Annotated in this window: 17 protein-coding genes; 13 read left to right on the top strand and 4 right to left on the bottom strand. The window is 63.6% G+C overall.

The features are described 5' to 3' along the window. Positions 1-13 precede the first annotated feature (13 nt). The 7 genes from ABZ728_RS10775 to ABZ728_RS10745 all read left to right on the top strand — a co-directional run bounded on the left by ABZ728_RS10775 (position 14) and on the right by ABZ728_RS10745 (position 7,274). Positions 14-418 (top strand): type II toxin-antitoxin system HicB family antitoxin, encoded by a 405-nt coding sequence (locus ABZ728_RS10775; RefSeq protein WP_366656107.1) that lies wholly within the window; start codon positions 14-16, stop codon positions 416-418. 84 nt (positions 419-502) lie between these two features. After that, a complete protein-coding gene (locus tag ABZ728_RS10770) occupies positions 503-1,639 on the top strand; it encodes a CoA transferase (RefSeq protein ID WP_366656106.1) in 1,137 nt (378 codons plus the stop codon). 13 nt (positions 1,640-1,652) lie between these two features. After that, positions 1,653-2,468: an enoyl-CoA hydratase-related protein gene (locus ABZ728_RS10765; RefSeq protein WP_366656105.1), complete on the top strand. Its 816-nt coding sequence runs from the start codon at positions 1,653-1,655 to the stop codon at positions 2,466-2,468. A gap of 25 nt (positions 2,469-2,493) precedes the next feature. Then, on the top strand, positions 2,494-3,444 hold the full coding sequence (locus tag ABZ728_RS10760; RefSeq protein WP_366656104.1) for a hydroxymethylglutaryl-CoA lyase: 951 nt from the start codon (positions 2,494-2,496) through the stop codon (positions 3,442-3,444). A 62-nt stretch (positions 3,445-3,506) separates the two neighbouring features. After that, positions 3,507-4,706 (top strand): acyl-CoA dehydrogenase family protein, encoded by a 1,200-nt coding sequence (locus ABZ728_RS10755; RefSeq protein WP_366656103.1) that lies wholly within the window; start codon positions 3,507-3,509, stop codon positions 4,704-4,706. Positions 4,707-4,744: 38 nt separating this feature from the next. Further along, positions 4,745-6,103 (top strand): MmgE/PrpD family protein, encoded by a 1,359-nt coding sequence (locus ABZ728_RS10750; protein ID WP_366656102.1) that lies wholly within the window; start codon positions 4,745-4,747, stop codon positions 6,101-6,103. Between the two features lie 145 nt (positions 6,104-6,248). Beyond that, entirely contained in the window at positions 6,249-7,274 is a 1,026-nt protein-coding gene (locus ABZ728_RS10745) for a substrate-binding domain-containing protein (RefSeq protein WP_366656101.1), read from the top strand. Positions 7,275-7,290: 16 nt separating this feature from the next. Here the strand turns inward: ABZ728_RS10745 and ABZ728_RS10740 are convergent, their stop codons facing one another. The 4 genes from ABZ728_RS10740 to ABZ728_RS10725 all read right to left on the bottom strand — a co-directional run bounded on the left by ABZ728_RS10740 (position 7,291) and on the right by ABZ728_RS10725 (position 12,814). Further along, complete coding sequence (locus tag ABZ728_RS10740) at positions 7,291-8,109, bottom strand: alpha/beta hydrolase (RefSeq protein ID WP_366656100.1); 819 nt, start codon at positions 8,107-8,109, stop codon at positions 7,291-7,293. Then, positions 8,106-9,527: an amidohydrolase family protein gene (locus ABZ728_RS10735; RefSeq protein ID WP_366656099.1), complete on the bottom strand. Its 1,422-nt coding sequence runs from the start codon at positions 9,525-9,527 to the stop codon at positions 8,106-8,108. Before ABZ728_RS10735 ends, ABZ728_RS10740 begins: the two co-directional genes overlap by 4 nt. Positions 9,528-9,674: 147 nt before the next feature. Continuing rightward, positions 9,675-10,643, bottom strand: a complete 969-nt coding sequence (locus ABZ728_RS10730) for a TAXI family TRAP transporter solute-binding subunit (RefSeq protein WP_366656098.1) — start codon at positions 10,641-10,643, stop codon at positions 9,675-9,677. A gap of 53 nt (positions 10,644-10,696) precedes the next feature. Continuing rightward, positions 10,697-12,814 carry a TRAP transporter fused permease subunit gene (locus ABZ728_RS10725; protein WP_366656097.1) on the bottom strand — a complete coding sequence of 706 codons (2,118 nt, stop codon included), beginning with the start codon at positions 12,812-12,814 and terminating at the stop codon, positions 10,697-10,699. A gap of 243 nt (positions 12,815-13,057) precedes the next feature. On the opposite strand from ABZ728_RS10725, the gene ABZ728_RS10720 reads away from it, so the two are divergent. The 6 genes from ABZ728_RS10720 (at position 13,058) to glcF (ending at position 19,312) form a co-directional block, all read left to right on the top strand. Beyond that, positions 13,058-13,777, top strand: a complete 720-nt coding sequence (locus ABZ728_RS10720; protein WP_366656096.1) for a GntR family transcriptional regulator — start codon at positions 13,058-13,060, stop codon at positions 13,775-13,777. 222 nt (positions 13,778-13,999) lie between these two features. Next, positions 14,000-14,620 carry a class I SAM-dependent methyltransferase gene (locus ABZ728_RS10715; protein WP_366656095.1) on the top strand — a complete coding sequence of 207 codons (621 nt, stop codon included), beginning with the start codon at positions 14,000-14,002 and terminating at the stop codon, positions 14,618-14,620. A gap of 166 nt (positions 14,621-14,786) precedes the next feature. After that, a complete protein-coding gene (gene ykgO, locus ABZ728_RS10710; protein WP_366656094.1) occupies positions 14,787-14,912 on the top strand; it encodes a type B 50S ribosomal protein L36 in 126 nt (41 codons plus the stop codon). A 226-nt stretch (positions 14,913-15,138) separates the two neighbouring features. Beyond that, positions 15,139-16,626 carry an FAD-linked oxidase C-terminal domain-containing protein gene (locus ABZ728_RS10705; protein WP_366656093.1) on the top strand — a complete coding sequence of 496 codons (1,488 nt, stop codon included), beginning with the start codon at positions 15,139-15,141 and terminating at the stop codon, positions 16,624-16,626. Positions 16,627-16,681: 55 nt separating this feature from the next. Then, a complete protein-coding gene (gene glcE / locus ABZ728_RS10700; RefSeq protein WP_366656092.1) occupies positions 16,682-17,920 on the top strand; it encodes a glycolate oxidase subunit GlcE in 1,239 nt (412 codons plus the stop codon). Positions 17,921-17,962: 42 nt separating this feature from the next. After that, positions 17,963-19,312 (top strand): glycolate oxidase subunit GlcF, encoded by a 1,350-nt coding sequence (gene glcF, locus ABZ728_RS10695; RefSeq protein ID WP_366656091.1) that lies wholly within the window; start codon positions 17,963-17,965, stop codon positions 19,310-19,312. The last annotated feature ends 28 nt before the right edge of the window (positions 19,313-19,340 follow it).

The following is a 19,340-nucleotide window of genomic DNA, read 5'->3' as shown; positions in this document are numbered from 1 at the left end:
CAAGGAGAGTTGGATGCCGACGGCATACGCGTTGATTCATGAGGAGAACGGGGTTTTCGGGATTTCTTTTCCGGATTTTCCGGGTTGCATCTCCACCGGCCCTTCGGAGGAAGAGGCCATTCGTAAGGGCAGCGAAGCATTGACCTTTCATGTCATGGGTATGGTTGAAGATGGCGAACCGATCCCGGACTCGCGGCCTTTGCGGGAACTGAAGGTCGACCCAGCGTTTGAAGACGATGCCAAAGACGGCGTTCTGGTGCTGATCAGCTATGAACTTCCGTCGAGGGCGGTGCGTGTCAACATCTCGATGGATGAGAATCTGCTTCATGCCATTGATCGGGCGGCTCAGACCGCGGGACAGTCGCGGTCAGCTTATCTCTCCGATGCCGCGCGGGTTCGCATCCGGGCTGCAGGGTGAAAAAACTTAGTGAGAAAACGTTTTCTTGACAGTCCGCCCGGCCGCCGGATAGCTTCGCCGCCATAACAGCGAGGAAGCGTGTCAATGCCGGGAGAGACTCCCCCCCTGGACGGAATCACCGTATTCGAATTCGGTCACAGCGTGGCCGCGCCATTTGCCGGGCTGATCCTGGCGGATCTGGGCGCGCGGGTCATCAAGGTCGAAAATCCGACCGGCGGTGACTATGCGCGCGGCTGGGGCCCCCCGTTCTGGGGCGAGGATGCGGCGTGTTTTCACGGCCTGAACCGGGGCAAGGAAGGCATCGCCGTCGATCTCGCCGACGAAGGCCAGCGCGCGGCCCTGCGTCAGCGGATCATCGCCGAGGGCGATATCGTCATCCAGAATATGCGCGCCGGCGTGTTGGCGAAATATGGCCTGGACGGCGACAGCCTGCAAAAGGACAAACCGGCACTGATCAGTTGCGACATCGGCGCGTTCGGCAACGGGCCGCTGGGCAACAAGCCTGGCTATGACCCGCTGGTGCAGGCCTTTGCCGGCGTGATGAGCGTGACGGGCGAGGGCGGGCGTCCGCCGGTGCGCGTCGGCGTGTCGATGATGGATATGGGCTCCGGCATGTGGGCGGTGATCGGCATCCTGGCCAAGCTGGCGGCGCGCGACGGCAAAGCGGCACCGGGCGACAGTGCCGGCGGCACGGTTTCAACCTCGCTTTACGAGACGGGCATTGCCTGGATGAACGTTCATCTGGCCGGTTATGCCGCGTCCGGCGAGGTGCGGCGGCCGCATGGCTCCGGCATTGCGGAAATCGTGCCCTACGAGGCCTTTGCCACGAAGAATGGCTGGCTGATGATCGCCGCCGGCAACGACGGCCTTTTCGGAAAACTGTGCCGGGCGATCGGGCGCGACGATCTGGCAGCCGAGCCGGGCTACGCCACCAATTCCGGCCGGGTGGCGGGCCGCGATCGGCTGATTGCCGAACTGTCACGCACCGCTGCAGGCTTCGAGCTTGACGAACTGATGGCAATCCTCGATGCGGCCGGTGTTCCGAACGCCCCAATTCAGACCGTCGATGCGGTTATGGAGCATCCCCACACCAAGGCACTGGGGATCATGGCGCCGACCGATGGCGACACCCTGCCGCTCCCCGGCCTGCCTTTGAGCTTCGACGGCACCCGCCCACGCGCCCGCCGCCGTGCGCCGACGCTCGGCGAACACAACAGCTAAGGATTGCAGTCTCGTGACTCTCCCCGCGACTTTGATTGATACAGCGTTCGAAACGCTGACCCTGGATTCCCCCGCCGAATACGTGTTGCGCGTGACCCTGAACCGTCCCCAGGCCGCCAATGCCATGAACACGCAGATGGGCCACGACCTGACCGCCGTGTTCGAAAGGCTGTCGGTTGATGTCGAGGGCTATCGCTGTGTGATCCTGACCGGCGCTGGCGAGAAGGCGTTTTGCGCCGGCGGCGACCTGAAAGAACGCAAGGGCATGTCGGACGAAACCTGGGGCGCGCAGCACCTGGTTTTCGAACGCATGGTGCGGGCGCTGATCGGATGTCCGCTGCCGCTGATCGGGGCGGTCAACGGCGCGGCCTATGGCGGCGGCTGCGAGATCGCGGCGGCCATGGACTTTGTCTATGCCGCCGATACGGCCCGTTTCGCGCTGACCGAGGTGACGCTGGGGATCATTCCCGGTGCCGGGGGCACGCAGAACCTGCCGCGCGCTGTCGGTCAACGCCGCGCGATGGAGATCATTCTGACCGGCACGCCCTTTACCGCCGCCGAGGCAAAGGAATGGGGGCTGGTCAATACCGTGTCGGCACCGGCCGATCTGGCAAACGACGTTGTCGCGACTGCTGCGCGCATCGCCGGCAATGCGCCGGTATCGATCCGTCAGGCCAAACAGGCGATCCGCAGGGGTATGCAAATGTCGCTTGCCGACGGTCTGGCCTTCGAGATCGAGGCCTATAACCGCACGGTGCCGACGAAGGATCGCCAGGAAGGCATTCTGGCCTTCAACGAAAAGCGCAAGCCGGTCTTCCGGGGCAATTAACCGGGGCCATTAAGAGGACATGACGATGACGGAAAAAGCCTATATCCGCGAAGTGGGGCTGCGCGACGGCCTGCAACTCGTCAAGGACTTCGTGGCGACTGACAGGAAGCTGGCCTGGTGCCGGGCCTCGGTCGCCGCCGGCATCCAGGAGGCGGAGATCACGTCCTTCGTGCCGGCGAAGATCGTCCCGCAATTCGCCGATGCCGAAGACGTGGCCAAGGGCGCGCTGGCGTTGGACGAGGCCAGAAACGGCAGCTTCGTTCCGGCCGCTCTGGTGCCGAATCTGAAGGGGGCGGAGCGGGCGATGGCGCTTGGCATGCCCAAGATCAACTATGTCATGTCGGTCAGCGAAGAGCATAACCTCGCCAATGTTCGGCGCAGCGTGGCGGACTCGGTGGAGGATTTCGGCCGCATCGTAAGTCTGCGTGATCAGCAGGCTGCCGGCAGCGTTCGCGTCGCCGCCGGCATCGCCACGGCGTTCGGCTGCACGATCTCCGGCGCGGTATCGGAAAAGCGGGTGCTGAAGCTGGCCGAGACGCTGCTGGAGATGGGAGCCGACGAACTGATCGTGGCCGATACCGTCGGTTATGGCAATCCGGCCCAGGTGCGGCGCATTCTCGGTGCCATCGTCAAGGTCGCCGGGTCGGTCCCTGTGGCCGCGCATTTCCACGACACGCGCGGGCTGGGGCTGGCCAATGTCGTCGGCGCGCTGGATGCCGGCGTGCGCCGGTTCGATGCCTCGCTTGGCGGATTGGGCGGCTGTCCGTTTGCGCCGGGCGCGACCGGCAACATCAACACCGAAGATTGCGCCTTCCTTCTGGAATCCATGGGCTTCGACACCGGTCTCGATATCGAGGCACTGGTTTCGTGGCGGCGCGAGGTCGAGACATGGCTGCCGGGCGAGCGGTTCGCCGGGGCCATGGAGCGTGCCGGCCTGCCGAAATCCTTTCGCCAGCCGATCGATCTGGTGGCTTGAACCTGCGCCGCCCGCCGCGCCAATTCGGCGCCGGCAACGGGCGGCAAACCGGGAAGACAATGATGACGAATACCCAAAAGCGTGGAACGGCCGACGGCGTGTCGGTCGAGCTGGGCGAGGATTATGCCGAACTGCGCGAGTCCGTCCGGCGGATCTGCGCGCAGTATCCGGCGACCTACTGGCGCGATCTCGACGACCGGCGGGGGTATCCCACCGAATTCGTCGATGAACTGACCAGGGGCGGGTTTCTGGCCGCTCTGATACCGGAAGCCTATGGCGGCGCGGGGCTGCCGCTGCGGGCCGCCGCCGTGATCCTGGAAGAAATCAATGCCAGCGGCTGCACCGCCAGCCCGGCTCATGCCCAGATGTATATCATGGGCACGCTGCTGCGCCACGGCAGCGAGGCGCAAAAACAGGCCTATTTGCCGTCGATCGCGTCGGGCGACCTTCGTCTGCAGGCCTTTGCGGTGACCGAGCCAAACACCGGGTCGGACACGACCAAGCTGAAGACACGCGCCGAGCGGCGGGGCGATGTCTATGTCATCAACGGCCAGAAGGTGTGGACGTCACGCGCGCTTCATTCCGACATGATGCTGCTGCTCGCCCGCACGACGCCGTTGGAAGAGGTGCGCCGCAAGACCGAGGGGCTGTCGGTCTTCCTGGTCGACATGCGCGAAGCCGTTGGCAAGGGCATGCGCATCGAGCCCATCAAGGCGATGATCAATCACAACACGACCGAGATCTTCTTCGACGATCTGGAGATACCGGCGGACAGCCTGATCGGTGAAGAGGGCAAGGGGTTCGGCTATATTCTCGACGGCATGAATGCCGAGCGCATTCTGGTCGCCACCGAAGCCCTGGGCGACGGCCGCTGGCTGCTGAACAAGGCCACGGAATATGCCGGCAGCCGCGAGGTTTTCGGCCGCCCGATCGGCGCCAATCAGGGCATTCAGTTTCCGCTTGCCCGCTGCCACGCCGAATTGCAGGCGGCCGACATGATGTGCCGCCGGGCCGCCGGGCTGTTCCAGGCCGGCGCGGATTGCGGTGCGGACGCCAACATCGCCAAGCTGCTGGCATCCGAGGCCGCGTGGAACGCCGCCGAGGCCGCGATGCAGACCTTTGGCGGTTTCGCCTTTGCCCAGGAATACGATATCGAACGCAAATGGCGCGAGACACGCCTCTATCAGACCGCGCCGATCTCGACCAACATGGTGCTTGCCTATGTCGGCACCAAGGTTCTGGGCCTGCCACGCTCGTACTGAGCGATGGGGCGTTCATCCAGTCTGCAAAGGAGCAACCCATGGGCGGTTTGACACAAGACATCGCGGCCTTCGTCTCGGCGCTCGATCCGGCCGATCTGCCGGACCGCTGTATCGAGACCGCCAGCACCGGTATGACCGATTGCGTCGGCGTCATGATCGCCGGTTGCGACGAGACCGCTGTGGGTCTGGTCGGCGCCACGGTCCAGGAAGGGTCCGGCGACGATGTTGCCCCGGCCATCCCGTCGGGGCGGCGGCTGGCGCCGGCGGATGCCGCACTTGTGAACGGGGTCGCGGGTCATGTCCTCGACTTCGACGATGTCGGCATCGATGGGCATACCAGTGTCGTCCTGACACCGGCGATCCTGGCCGAGGGTTGGCATCTGAACGCCAGTGGCGGCGACGCGCTGGCCGCCTATGCGGCCGGTTACGAAGCCTGGGCGCTGCTGGACGAGCTGGAACCCGGCCATCTGCACGATCGCGGATTTCATCCCACGGCGGTGACCGGCACCCTGGCTGTGGCGGCGGCGTGTGCCCGCCTGCACCGGCTGTCGGCGGAACAAACGGCGGATGCCATTGCCATCGCGGCGTCGCTGGCATCGGGTGTGGTGGCCAATTTCGGGACCATGACCAAGTCGCTGCATGCCGGCCGGGCGGCGCAGTCCGGGGTCATCGCCGCGCGGCTGGCGGCGTCGGGCTTTACCGGATCGCCGGATGTGCTGGAACATCGCACCGGCTTCATGCGGGCGCATTCCGCCAGCGGCAATCCGGATGTCGAGCGGGGCGATTGGCAGCTGGGCAAGACCTGGCGCATGCTGCGCGAGGGCATCAACGTCAAACGCTATCCGATCTGCTATGCCACCCATCGGTCGATCGATGCCATGCTGGCGCTGGTCGAAAGCCACTCCCTGACACCGGCCGACGTGTCGGAGGTGATGGTGCATATGGGAACGACCGCGCGGCTGATGCTGCGCAACCATTCCCCCAAAACCGGGCTGGAAGCGAAGTTCTCGCTGGAATTCGCCATGGCGTCGTCGCTGGTCGCCGGCCGGGTCGGGCTGGCCGAACTGACCGACGAATTCGTCAGCCGTGGCGATGTTGTCGACGCGATGAAGAAGGTCACCTGTACGACGACCGACGAGACCATGGTCAGCATGCCGTTTGCGCCGGCGGATACGGTCAGTGTCCGCCTGACTGACGGCAGTGTGATCGCGCATCCGCCGGTCGCCCACGCCCGTGGAAGCTGGGACAACCCGCTGACGCGCGCGGAATTGCAGGCGAAGTTCCGGGATTGCTGCCGGGGCCGCCTGCCGGACGATCAGGCGGAAACAGCCTTTGCCCGGCTGATCGATCTGAAGGATGTCGCATCGCTGCGCGACCTGCCGCTGACGGCGTCATGACGGCGGGGGTGCCAAAATTTCTTCCCTGGAAGCGCGAAGCGCTGTCCGAGGTCCACACGTGCCGCGAGAGCGTTGACAGTGTGGGCCCCGGCGCTGGCCTGCGTCACTGCGTGCCGCAGCGCGTCCGGGGCAGGGGGATTTTTCCTTGCCGGCCGTAACGATCCGGGATGTCGCGGCCGAGGCCGGGGTCGCGATTGCCACGGTCTCGCGCGTCGTCCACGGCCACCCTCAGGTCGGGCCTGGTTTGCGGGCGCGGGTGGAAAAGGCGATGGCCGATCTCGGTTATCAGCCCGACGCCACGGCGCAGGCGATGCGCACCCGTTCGACCCGGACGATCGCCTGTGCCGTCCGCGACAGCTCGATCCCGGAATTCGCCACCTTTACCCGTGCGGCCGAAGCGGTCATGCGCGACGCCGGGTACACACTGATGCTGGCGAACACCGACGAGGACACCGCCCAGGAACTCGATCTGATCAAGGTGCTGGGCCGCCGGCGGGTCGACGGATTGCTGATGACGCGCAGCGACGATAGCGACCCGGCGGTCGGCGCGGCGCTGGCGAAACTCGGCATTCCGGTGGTCTATATCGACCGCGACGCCGAACACGGGGCGGATTCCGTGGTGCTCGACCATGCCGCCGGGATGCGTGCGGCTATCGACCATCTGGTAGACGGCGGGCATCGCCGCATCGCGCTGGTCACGGGCCGTCCGTCGATGCGCCCGGCCCGCCAGCGGTTGGCCGCGTACGAGGCATCGCTGGCCGACCATGGCTTGCCGATCGATCGAACACTGATCGCGGCGGACAGCTTCTATGCCGACCAGTCGCTCCACCGCGTCCTTGGCATGCTGGATGCCACTCCACCGCCAACCGCGATCATCGCCGGCGGCATGGCGTTGCTGCCGGCCGTGCTGCGCGGTGTGCGCCAACGCGGGTTGCAGGTCGGGCGGGATGTCGCCGTGGTCGCCGGCTGCGATTCCGAACTGGCCGAACTGGCGACACCGTCGGTAACCGCGATCCGCTGGAATGTTCCGGCCTGGGGGCGCCGGGCGGCCGAACTGCTGCTTGAGACGCTGTCATCATCGCAGCGACGCACCGGTCCGGGCCGTGAAATCGTATTGCCGACGGAACTGGTGGTTCGCGAGTCTTCCGGCGATGGGCAATCCCCGATCTGACGGTCGGCTCTATGCTTCAGAGACTATCCAGCCACTCCAGCACCAGTCCGGCTGTCGCGTCGGGCCGGGCGTTGGGATAGAAGTGCCCGCCATAATCCAGCGTTGACAGTGTGCTGCCGGGGATGGCGGCATGCACGTCGCGCTGGTGATGGAACGGCACGACCTGATCGTCGCGAACCCCCAGAACGAGGCATGGCATCGTCAGGCGTGGCGCCAGGGTCTTGCCGGAAAAGTCCAGTATGGCCGCGACGCGCTCGTTATAGGTCGCGACGGCGGCGGCGGTCATGCCGTGGTTCGGCTCGATCAACCCGTCCCAGGCGCCGGCCCCGACGCCGGTTCCATCGCGGTCGGGAGAGCGGGAAAGCAGGCGTTGAAATCCGGCATGCAGTTCCGGCGCCCGGTCGAGCAGGGCGCGTCGGAACTCGAACTGGGCTCGCATATAGGCGTCGGTTTCCAGCCAGGTGCCGCTGAGGATCAGCCTGGCGATCCGGGCCGGTTGGGTTGCGGCCAGAGTCTGCGCGACGGCGCCGCCCATGGAGTGGCCCATGACGGTCGCGGTCTGGCCGGGAAATACATGGTCCATCAGGGCCAGTACATCGTTGGCGAACTGCGCGATGGTGCATGCCGCCTTGCCGCGCCTGCTTCGTGCAATGCCCGGCTGGTCGAAACTGAGTACCGTGAACCGATCCGACAAATGGGCCGAGAACGGCTTCCAGAATGCCGAGGTGCCGCCAAGTCCGGAAATCAGCACCAGCGGCGGTCCGTCGCCGACCACGTCATAGGTCAGGACGCCGCCGTCGGGCCGTTCGAGTGTCGAGGTATAACCGGATGTCATGCGGTTGCCGTCCTTCTTTTCGGGAGCATCGTGCCGAGCGGGACGATCGGCCCTTCAATGCCGCGTTCGCTCACGACCTTCCGGCCCCGGGGCGTCGTTATCAGGCGGGTGCCCTTTCCGACGATCTTGCCGTCGAGAAGGACCGGCTCGCCGCCGACGAAACTGGACACCGGACGCTGGCGGTCGAAATCGATGATCGTGATGTCGGCATCGGCGCCGGCCCCGAGATGGCCCTTGTCCGGCAAGCCCAGAATCCGGGCGGGTGTGGCGCTGGATTTGATCACGAAATCGTCGATGCTGATGGCTTCAAGGCGAACCAGCGACAGGCCCATGTCGATGATGACGTTGCGAGGAATGCCGCCGCCGTCCGTGGCCAGCGCATCGACCACGAAACCGCGGTCCGGGTCGCGGGCGGTGGCCAGTCTCAGACGCGGTTCGCTGGGATTGACGGCGAAACTGACGCCGAGTTTGGTGTCTGCGGCGCGCCAGGCCGCGACCGCATCGTCGCCTGTGGCCAGCACGACGGCGTCGTCTGTCTCCAGGTTCAGCTGGGCCCAGCCGTTGCGCAGGGCGGTCTCCAGTCCCGCTTCGTCGGGCGCATAGCCTCCCTTTTCGAGCCAGGTCCGCGTGGTCAGGCTTTCCGGGGCGCCATTGCTGCATTTCGCGCTGGTGGCGTTGATGGGCGAGAGATAGGACTCCGACCAGATGTTCGGATGCTGCAACAGCGTCGTCAGTGCAAGCTCGCCCTCGGCCATGGCGTCGCGCTTCTGGCCGCGCGTATAGCTGTTGATATGCGGCAAGTGCAGCGGATTTCCGGCGGCCAATGCGCAGGCTTCCAGCATTCCGTCGATGTGCGAGCCCGACTCCAGCGTGCCGGCGTGAAAGGCGACATAGGCGCCGGCTTCCGCCGCGACCTTGATCGTCGCCGCTGAGGCGTCCGGCGTCAGGGGGAAGTGACCGCCCAGCAGTTTCAGCCCGATGGCGCCGCTGTCCAGACTGGATGCCAGCAGGTCGCGCAGTTCGTCTTCGCCGGGGTCGGTGTCGCGCACGGTATGGCCCGGGCGAACATAATTGATGCACGCCATGTTCAAACCGGCGCCGAATTTGCCGGCGAAATCGACCATGCCGTCGATCGGACCGGCCATTTCCAATGCCGTCGTTATACCGGCCGATGCCAGCATCCGGTGGGCGTGGCGGCCGCCCAGCCATGGCGAGGCGTGAACGTGAATATCGATGATGCCCGGCACCACCAGCAGTCCGGCCGCGTCGATGTCGTGCGTGGCGCTGATCGATTCTGACGGATCGCGCTCGACAATCCGGCCGTCGTCGAAAACCAGATCGGCGGTGCGATTGATGCCGTTGACGGGATCGACCACGGTGCCGTTACGAAGGATTCCCTGGACCTTGCGTGTCGTCATGCTGACTCCAGTATCGGCCATGTCCGGCAAGGGAGCATCGCCCGTGATCGCTGCTGCGAATGCGGGCGGTGCCCGATCGCTGAGGATCGAGACACCGCCCGGCCGTTGGTCCGGATCATCAGGATCCGGTATCAGGCGATTGCCTGCTTATTCGGAGATCTCCGGCACTTCGATGCCCTGATCTTCGAAATACTGGATCGCGCCGGGGTGATAGGGGATGGTCTCGTTCTTGCCGACGTGCTCAAGCAGCGTTTCGACGGCTGACGCGTGGGTCTGGACGAGACGGTCGTGGTTCTCGAAGATCGCTTCGACAATCGCATATGCCAGATCGTCCGGCATATCCTGATTGGCGATCGCAATGTTCCACATCGCCACCGACGGCACGTCTTCGTCGACCGAGGTATACATCTCCTGAGGGATGTCGAACGGCTCGACATACGGGTTGGCCTCGAGGATCATGTCGATCTGCTCTTGGGTCATGCCGAAGATGTTGACCTCGTGGCTGGCTTCGACTTCCGACATCATCGGGTGCGGCACACCGCCGGCCATGATGATGGCATCGAGCCGGCGGTCGCCGAGCTGGCCACCCTGGTCACTGGCCGGGCCGAACTGGGCGTCGACACTGATGCCCATCTGTTCCAGCCAGATCGGCCAATAGGTTCCGCCCGTACCGGCGCGCGGCGCCATGCCGACGGTCAGGCCTTCCAGATCCTCAAGCCCCTGAATGCCGGTGTCGGCGAGCGTGATCATCTGGAACGGCGTGCGGTACATCGGGAAAAGCGCCCGCATTTCGCGGAATTCGGTTCCCGGCGCCATGTCAAGTTCGCCGTTCCAGCCCTGCCAGGCCGGACCCATGGTCGTCATGCCGATCTGTGCCTGACCATTGTTGACCAGCACGACGTTCTGGCCCGGTCCCTGGGTTTGCTGCGTCGATGTCGGGATGCCGACGGCATCGCTGACGATCGTGGCGATGCCCTGACCGTAGACCGCATAGACGCCGCCGGGCGATGCCGTGGCGACCGTCATTGATTCCGGCCAGTTGTCCTGGGCCGAGGCGGTCGTTGCGCCGGCTGCCATCAAGGCGGCTGCTGATACGGTATAAATTAATGTTCTCATTGGTTTCCTCCAGGTTTCAGTAGTAAGACACGCGTCATTGTTATGCGCCGGATTTATTGCGGATCCGGCGCTTCGACGTGTCCCTGCGCCGTCCGTCTTGCGACGAAGCGCCACGCGACCACCAGGCCGGCAAGTCCGAACCCGATGATGTCGGTATATTGGCCGCCAAGGATCATCAGAAGGGCGATCACGGCCAGCAATGTGCGCAGCGGCCATCCGATCAGCCCGAACAGCCAACCTTCGCTGGCATAGGCGAGGATGAGGATGCCCAGCGCGGCCGTGACGAATATCCTGACGATGCTCCAGAAATCGCCGTCGAGCAGTATCTCCGGATAGTAGTAGAACAAGAACGGCACGATGAACGCCGCAATGCCGAAACGCACGGCCTTGAGCGAGGTTGGCCATGGTCGCCCGCCCGACAGCGCCGATGCTGCGAAGGCGGCAATGGCGACCGGCGGCGTGATGGCGGAAATAACGGCGTAATAGAAGACGAACATATGCGCCGAAAGGGCTGGGACGCCCAGTTGCTGCAGACCCGGCGCCACGACCGATGCGGCGATGGCGTAGGCGGCCGTCGTCGGCATTCCCATTCCCAGGACGATGGAAATGAGCATGGCAAAGAGCAGCGCGACGAAGTGGCTTTCTCCGGCAATGGCGAGGATCAGGGTCGAGAAGCGGCCGCCCAGGCCGGTCAGCCCAAGCACACCGACGATGATGCCGGCGCAGGCGCAGACCGCGACGATCTGCAGGCTTGAGTGCGTCGTCTGGCCAAGTGCCTTGTAGCAGCTCTTTGCGGTTTCCCGGGCGCCGTATCCCAGACCCGACATGCCGCTTTTGGCGAAACCGGCCGCCAGGATCGTTACGAAGCCGAGGGTGATTGCGATCGTGCCTGTATAGTTCACCGGCAAACCGAACTGCGGAAGCAGCAGGAAGGCGGCAAGGGGAATGGCCAGGAACCGGGAGTCGACTTCCAGATGGGTGCGCAGCATGACGACGACGGCACAGGCAAGCCCCCAGGTGCCCGACGCGATGATCGAATAGCCGGAGATCAGCAGATAGAGCAGGACGAGCAGCGGCAGCAGAAGAAAGACGTCGCGGACTAGCCGGCCAAGTTTCGGTAATTCCGAACGGGGCAGGCCGTGAATGTTGCTCTTGATCGCGTCGATATCGACATGCGCATAGACCGCGATATAGAAGAGCAGGCAGGGCAGGACAGCCGCGACGATGATGTCGGTATAGGGTATGCCGGTAATTTCCGCCATGATGAAGGCGCCGGCGCCCATGATCGGCGGTGTCAGCTGTCCGCCGGTTGAGGATGTCGCTTCGATCGCCCCTGCGGTTTCGCGCTGATAGCCGACGCGGCGCATCATCGGAATGGTGAAGGTGCCTGACGCAACGACATTGGCGACGGAACTGCCGCTGACCGTGCCGAAAAGAATGCCCGAGACAACGGAAACCTTGCCCGGTCCACCGCGCGCCCAGCCGAACGCGCCGAACGCGAGATCCATGAAATACGATCCCGCCCCGCTGATCTGCAGAAAGACGGCGAAAGCCACGAACAGAATGATGTACCGCGACGAGGCGGCCGTCGTGATGCCGAAGATGCCTTCCTGGCTGTAGACGAACGAGAAGAAGTCGGCGGTCCTGAATCCCTGGTGGTGAAGGATTCCCGGCATCCATGGTCCGACGAAAACATATGCCACGAACAGCAGCGCCAGGATCGGCAGCACGACGCCAGACGTCCGCCTGGCGAATTCGATCGTCAGCACGGTGCCGATGGCGCCGAAGGTAAAGTCGAGCGGCGTCGTGATGACGCCGGTGCGCATGATCAGCGTTTCATGCTCGTACATGATGTAGCCGGCGGCGGCCAGAATGCCGATTACGAGCACGAAATCCAGCGGGTGAACCCGATCCTTGCGCTGGCCTTTCCAGCCGACATAGATCAGAAAGCCGATCGCCGCCCCCAGATTGACGTGGAGCGTCCGGAACACCCATTCGTCCATGTGGTAGAAATTCAGGACGAAAATATGAAACAGGGCGTAGCCTACGGCGGCGAGAAAGAGAAGAGTGGTGGCAAACGGAGACAAATCCCGCATCGGGGATTCGAAATCCATCAGATCGACTTCCGATGGCGACGCGGCGCCACTCCCATTCTTTTTGGGTTCGTCCATAAGCGCAGAGTTTCCTTCCCAGGGGACAGTCGAAGACCGTTCGATAATCGGCCGCTTGAAAAAGTCCGTACAAATTTTTATGTTCGGACAATTCCAGAACCACACAAGTGTGTCAAGCATGGTTGTCCGGACAAAGAGCGCAACCGTTTTCTGCTTCAATTTTGAGATTCTTGCGATTTCAACGTGCAGGTGGGTACCGTGCTCGCAATGTCCGTGTCGGGACGTGGTCCGGGGTTGGGGTAGATGAGCACTTTATATTCAAACGTCGCGCAGTCGATCATCCGGGATATAAAAGCCACTCATTTTCCCGTCGGCTCGATGCTGCCGAGCGAACCGGAACTGGCGGCAAAATACGGCGTGAGCCGTTCGACCATTCGGGCAGCGTTGGAGCGGCTTCAGGCCGCCGGGTTGGTCAATCGCAGGCGGGGTGCCGGGACGCTGGTAAAAGCGGTGCAGGGGGGGCAGCGCTATACGCACAGCATGGTGGTCGTGAACGACATCATGCAGTTCGCGGGAGAAAGCTGGCGGGATATCGCGTCGATCGGCGAGATCGTGGCTGACGAACGGCTGGCACCGGCGCTTGACGGCCGGCCGGGAAAAAAATGGGTCTATATGGGCCAGCGCCGATGGGTCAACGGCAAGGATCTGCCGGTCTGCTGGACAGATCTCTACATCGATATGGCCTTCAAGCGGATATGCGACGAAATACCCACCTATCCGGGCCTTGTCTATAACCTGATCGAAGACGAATTCGATGTCTGCGTTCAGGAGATTCGCCAGACCATCGAATCGATCGGTGTGCCGGAGGCGATCGCGGAGACCCTGGATGCCGAGGCCCATAGCCACGCCCTGCGACTGACGCGCCGCTATATCGACACCACGAACCAGCCCATCGTCATTACCATCAGCGTCCTACCCGCCGATCGCTACGTTTCCGAGATCAAGCTCGTCCGGACGCCATAGCGTTTGACGATTTCCAGACCGCATTGCCGTTCACGACATTACAGAGGTCCATGTTCACCGCGTCGTCTTCGGCTGGTTCTTCGGCCACCAGTGTGCGATCGACTCCGGAAGTGAAGGGCAAAACAGATCGAGTGTCTGTTCACGTGGGGCGCTGGTTTGCTCACGGCGAGCCTGAAAGCCCGAACCGCAGCACGAAACGAGGATGGAGTGATGAACAGGGACATGAAAAGCATCAACAAACTCAAGGACGCCAATGTTGAGCAGCTGGAAGGACACTATGATGATTGGGCCGTCCGTTACGATGAGGATCTGCTGTCAATGGGATACCGCGCCCATGAGTTCGCCGCAGATGACATGGCGACTCTCATCAGAGATAGGCATGCGCCGGTCCTCGATGCCGGATGCGGGACGGGGCTGACCGGACGCAGTCTCTACGAACGTGGCTTCGACAGCCTCGTGGGCATCGACTTGTCGGCCGAATCCCTCGCCCTGGCCGAGACGAAGAAGTGCTACGACAAGCTCGCCAAGCAGGATCTAGGCCAGCCGCTTACCTTCGGCGACGATACCTTCGCTCATGCCCAGTGCATCGGAACGCTGACCTACGTGAAGGATGTCGAGGCGTTCTTCCGCGAAATCTGCCGTGTTGTCCGCACGGGCGGCATCTTCCTCTATTCGCAACGGACGGACCTTCACGACGAGGCGTTCGAAGCAGTCACCGAAAAGCTGTCGCAAGAAGGACGCTGGTCCTTCGTCTCCCGATCAGAGCGGCGTCCCTATATCCCAGGTGACCCTGACTATGGCGATAGGATCAGGATCATCTTCGACGCCTTCCGGATCAGGTAATCATCGCAGTAGCTGAGGTGACGGGCGGTTATGAGCCGCCCGAATAGTCGCGAGCCTGTTTCTACGCCGGAAGGTTGACATCCGGAGGCCGGGGCGCTAACCCTCAGTGCGATTTCGATGTCAGGCGGCCCCCGATCCGGGGGTCATTTTTATTCGGGTGGGTATCATGAAGGTTTCCAACTCTCTCAAGACGCTGAAGAAGCGGCACAAGTCCTGCCGCGTGATCCGGCGCAAGGGGCGGGTCTTCGTCATCAACAAGGACGACCCGCGCTTCAAGGCACGCCAGGGCTGAGTTTGCCTTCCGCGTTTGCGTATGGCCCTGTTGCGGCCGGTGCGTAATCGTGGAATGCGAACCGGCGGCTGTGAACAAATCGGCCTGGTCCCAATTGGGGCCAGGCCTATTTGCGTTTCGGTTACGGATTGAGGTTGGGGCGCACGGGCTGGTGTTGACATGCCTGCGTAAGTGCCCAACCATGCAGCCACCAAATTGGTAATACCACTCGGCGGAGACACAGGCCATGCGCATGCCGGATCCGGATCTTTCGACGATCCAGCGGCGGGAAGAGATCGTTGCCGCGCTGCGGGCGATCGTCCCGGGCGAAGGGGTGATCGTCGACGATGATGAGATGCGCGCTTATGAGTGCGATGGCCTGTCCGCGTATCGCACCTTGCCGCTGATCGTCGTTCTGCCCGAAACGACCGATCAGGTCGCGCGGATCCTGAAATACTGCAACGACCACGAAGTCAAAGTGGTCCCCCGTGGTGCCGGGACATCGCTGTCCGGCGGCGCGCTGCCGCTGCGCGACGGCATTCTGCTGGGCCTGGGCAAGTTCAACCGCATCCTCGACATCGACTACGACAATCGCACCGTGACGGCGCAGCCGGGTGTCACCAATCTGGGCATCACCACCGCTGTGCAGGGAGACGGCTTTTATTATGCACCGGATCCGTCCAGCCAGATCGCGTGTTCGATCGGCGGCAACATTGCGGAAAACTCCGGTGGCGTTCATTGCCTGAAATACGGGCTGACGACGAATAATGTGCTTGGCATCGAAATGGTCACGATCGAGGGCGAGATCATTCGTCTGGGCGGCAAACATATGGATGCCGGCGGGCTCGACCTGCTCGGCGTGATGACCGGATCGGAAGGACTGCTGGGCGTGGTGACCGAGGTGACCGTGCGCATCCTGCCCCGTCCGACCACACAGCGGGCGTTGCTGCTGGGGTTCCCGACGGTCGAGGCCGGCGGCAACTGCGTGGCCGACATCATCGCCGACGGGATCATCCCTGCCGGGCTGGAGATGATGGACAAGCCGGCCATCCATGCCGCTGAGGACTTCGTCCATGCCGGATACCCGCGCGACGTCGAGAGCCTGCTGATCTGCGAACTCGACGGGCCCGAGGTTGAAGTCGATGACCTGCTGGGCAAGGTCGAGGCGATCGCCCGGCGCAACAACGCCGTCTATAGCCGCATCAGCCAGAATGAAGAAGAGCGCATGGCGTTCTGGTCGGGTCGCAAGGCGGCATTTCCCGCTGTTGGCCGCATCAGCCCTGATTACTATTGCATGGACGGCACGATTCCGCGCAAACGCCTGCCCGAAGTGCTGGGCAGGATGACCGAACTGTCAAAAAGCTACGGCCTGGGCGTTGCGAACGTCTTCCACGCTGGTGACGGCAATCTCCATCCGCTTATCCTGTATGATGCCAACAAGCCTGGCGAACTGGAAAAGGCGGAAGATTTCGGCAGCGACATTCTTCGGCTGTGCGTCGAGGTCGGCGGCGTTCTGACCGGCGAGCATGGCGTTGGCGTGGAAAAGCGCGATTTGATGGAGGTGCAGTTCGACGAGGTCGATCTGGCCCACCAGCAGCGGGTGAAATGTGCCTTCGATCCCGAAGGCCTGCTGAACCCGGGCAAGATGTTCCCGAAATTGCACCGCTGCGCCGAAATGGGCCGGATGCACATTCAGCGCGGCCAGATACCGTTCCCCGACATCCCGCGGTTCTAGGCGCAGTGGTGGCCTGCCGGGCGCCAGACGATTCTTGCATGATGGAAAGAAACCGATGACCGACCGGGACGCGGGCGAGCGCTTATCTCCCACCACCGTGGATCAACTTCGCGATGCCGTGCGCTGGGCGGTATCGGAAGAGGCGCCGATGGAACTGGTCGGCGCCGGGACGAAACGATCTCTCGGCCGCCCGATCCAGACGAAGATGACCCTCGATACGCGCCAGTTCTCCGGGATCTCGCTCTACGAGCCCGAGGAACTGGTGATGTCCGCCCGGGCTGCGACACCTCTGGCAGAGATCGAGGCGGCCCTGGATGCCAAAGGCCAGGAACTGGCATTCGAACCCGCCGATTACGGTCCGCTATACGGGGGAACGCCGAACGCGGGGACGATCGGCGGCGTATTTGCGGCCAATCTGTCCGGTCCCCGGCGCATGAAGATTGGCGCCGCCCGCGACCATCTGCTGGGATTGCACGCCGTGTCCGGGCGGGGCGAGGTGTTCAAGACCGGCGGCCGCGTGGTCAAGAATGTCACCGGCTATGACTTGTGCAAGCTTTTGACCGGGGCGTTTGGCACGCTCGGCGTCTTGACCGATGTCACGTTCAAGGTGCTGCCCCGTTCTGAAGCGGTGCGGACCTTGTCGGTGTCGGGACTTTCCGCCGCCGACGCTGTCGCGGCGATGACGGTGGCCCTTCGATCGGCCGTTGAGCCCACTGGCGCTGCCTTTCTGCCGTCAGCGCTCGGCCCCGATTCATCTGAAATCGGCGATACCGGCAGGCTGTTGATACGGATCGAAGGATTCAGTGCATCCGTCGATGACAGAGCCCGTACCCTGACCGCACTTTTGGACAAGTATGGCGGGGTCGACAGCCACGACGATGCCGAGAGCCGGACGCTGTGGCGCGGCATCCGCGACGGGGCGGCTTTTGGCAGCGACACGCCACTGGCGCAGATGGCGCTTTGGCGGGTCTCGGTGCCGCCCGTCGCCGCGCCGGCCATACTCGATACGATCCGGGCGGCGATCCCGGACATGCGGTATCTGATCGACTGGGGCGGGGGCCTGTTATGGATCGCCGCGCCTGAAGCCGCAGATGGCGGGGCCGATGCCATTCGCGGCGCGATCGCCGCTTCGGGAGGCCACGCCACCCTGATCCGGGGCAGCAGCCAACTGCGATCCGCGGTGCCGGTCTTTCAGCCGCCGGCCGGCCCGCTGCTGGCACTGTCGGGCCGCATCAAGGAGAGCTTCGACCCCGGCCGGGTCCTTAACCCCGGACGAATGTACGCGGGTATCTGAAAACCCCGGCAAATCAGAAGACGTGTTCGCGCGGAGTAGGCGATGCAGACGAATTTCTCACTGGCCCAACTGGCCGATCCCGATACCCGGGAGTCGGAAAAGATCCTCCGGGCCTGTGTGCATTGTGGCTTCTGTACGGCCACTTGTCCGACCTATGTGCTGCTGGGCGACGAACTCGACAGCCCGCGTGGCCGGATTTATCTGATGAAGGACATGCTGGAGAACGACAAGCCGGCGACGCCGCAGGTCGTCAAGCATATCGACCGGTGCCTGTCGTGTCTGTCCTGCATGACCACCTGTCCGTCCGGTGTCCACTACATGCATCTGGTAGACCACGGCCGCAAACATATCGCGGAGACCTATACACGGCCGCTGCCCGACCGGTTGATGCGCCGGTTGCTGTCGGTCGTGCTGCCGTCGCCATGGCTGTTCCGGCTGGCGCTGATGGGTGCGTGGCCCGTCAGACGGGCGGCGGGTCTGTTCCCCGGGCGGCTGAAGACATTGATGGGGATGGTGCCTCGCACGATTCCGGCCCCCAGCGGTGTCGACAAGCCGCAGGTGTTTCCGGCGGACGGCGTTCACCGGACCCGGCCCAGGCAGCGTGTGGCAATTCTGAACGGTTGCGCCCAGCAGGTGCTTGACCCGTCGATCAATGAGGCGACGATACGGCTTCTGACCCGACACGGCGTCGAAGTCGCGGTTTCCCGCGGTGCCGGATGCTGTGGCGCCCTGACCCACCACATGGGCATGGAAGAACCGGCGCTCGAATCGGCGCGGGCGAATGTCGACGCGTGGTGGCGCGAGACGAAAGAGGGCGGCGGTCCGGGCCTGGACGCCATCGTCATCAACACGTCGGGATGCGGTACGACGGTCAAGGACTATGGCTTCATGCTGCGGGAAGACCCCGACTATCGCGACAAGGCCGAACGGATCAGTGCCCTCGCCAGAGACGTGACCGAGGTGATGGCCGATATCGGATTGAACGCCCCCGTGGCGCCGCGCGGGCAGCGTGTGGCCTATCACTCGGCCTGCTCGATGCAGCACGGCCAGCAGCTGCGCACACAGCCGAAATCGTTGCTCAAGGATGCCGGATTCGACGTCGTCGACGTGCCCGAGGGGCATCTCTGTTGCGGATCGGCGGGAACCTACAACCTGTTGCAGCCCGAGATCGCCGGTCGGCTGCGTGACCGCAAGGTCGCGAATATCGAATCGACGGAGCCCGAATTGGTCGCAACCGGCAATATCGGCTGCATTTCCCAGATCGCCGGCGGCACCGGCATTCCGATCGTTCATACGGTTCATCTGCTCGACTGGGCGACGGGTGGTCCCCGTCCGGCCGGACTTCCGGATTTGCACGGCGACGCGGCGGCGCTGCCGGCGGCCGCCGAATAGCCTGCCCATCGATCAGTATATAAATGGC

The sequence above is a fragment of the Fodinicurvata sp. EGI_FJ10296 genome, assembly GCF_040712075.1.
GTDB lineage: Bacteria > Pseudomonadota > Alphaproteobacteria > DSM-16000 > Inquilinaceae > JBFCVL01.
The sequence above is the reverse complement of the archived record's forward strand: the minus strand, read 5'-3'. Positions and strand labels throughout refer to the sequence as shown.

What these genes read in the sequence shown, in the direction of transcription:
- ABZ728_RS10775 (WP_366656107.1), top strand. Translation starts at nt 14, where the DNA reads ATGCCGACGGCATACGCGTTGATTCATGAGGAGAACGGGGTTTTCGGG.
- glcF (WP_366656091.1), top strand. Translation starts at nt 17,963, where the DNA reads ATGCAGACGAATTTCTCACTGGCCCAACTGGCCGATCCCGATACCCGG.
- ABZ728_RS10760 (WP_366656104.1), top strand. Translation starts at nt 2,494, where the DNA reads ATGACGGAAAAAGCCTATATCCGCGAAGTGGGGCTGCGCGACGGCCTG.
- ABZ728_RS10735 (WP_366656099.1), bottom strand. Translation starts at nt 9,527, where the DNA reads ATGACGACACGCAAGGTCCAGGGAATCCTTCGTAACGGCACCGTGGTC.
- ABZ728_RS10740 (WP_366656100.1), bottom strand. Translation starts at nt 8,109, where the DNA reads ATGACATCCGGTTATACCTCGACACTCGAACGGCCCGACGGCGGCGTC.
- ABZ728_RS10755 (WP_366656103.1), top strand. Translation starts at nt 3,507, where the DNA reads ATGACGAATACCCAAAAGCGTGGAACGGCCGACGGCGTGTCGGTCGAG.
- ABZ728_RS10770 (WP_366656106.1), top strand. Translation starts at nt 503, where the DNA reads ATGCCGGGAGAGACTCCCCCCCTGGACGGAATCACCGTATTCGAATTC.
- glcE (WP_366656092.1), top strand. Translation starts at nt 16,682, where the DNA reads ATGACCGACCGGGACGCGGGCGAGCGCTTATCTCCCACCACCGTGGAT.
- ABZ728_RS10725 (WP_366656097.1), bottom strand. Translation starts at nt 12,814, where the DNA reads ATGGACGAACCCAAAAAGAATGGGAGTGGCGCCGCGTCGCCATCGGAA.
- ABZ728_RS10705 (WP_366656093.1), top strand. Translation starts at nt 15,139, where the DNA reads ATGCGCATGCCGGATCCGGATCTTTCGACGATCCAGCGGCGGGAAGAG.
- ABZ728_RS10715 (WP_366656095.1), top strand. Translation starts at nt 14,000, where the DNA reads ATGAAAAGCATCAACAAACTCAAGGACGCCAATGTTGAGCAGCTGGAA.
- ykgO (WP_366656094.1), top strand. Translation starts at nt 14,787, where the DNA reads ATGAAGGTTTCCAACTCTCTCAAGACGCTGAAGAAGCGGCACAAGTCC.
- ABZ728_RS10730 (WP_366656098.1), bottom strand. Translation starts at nt 10,643, where the DNA reads ATGAGAACATTAATTTATACCGTATCAGCAGCCGCCTTGATGGCAGCC.
- ABZ728_RS10750 (WP_366656102.1), top strand. Translation starts at nt 4,745, where the DNA reads ATGGGCGGTTTGACACAAGACATCGCGGCCTTCGTCTCGGCGCTCGAT.
- ABZ728_RS10720 (WP_366656096.1), top strand. Translation starts at nt 13,058, where the DNA reads ATGAGCACTTTATATTCAAACGTCGCGCAGTCGATCATCCGGGATATA.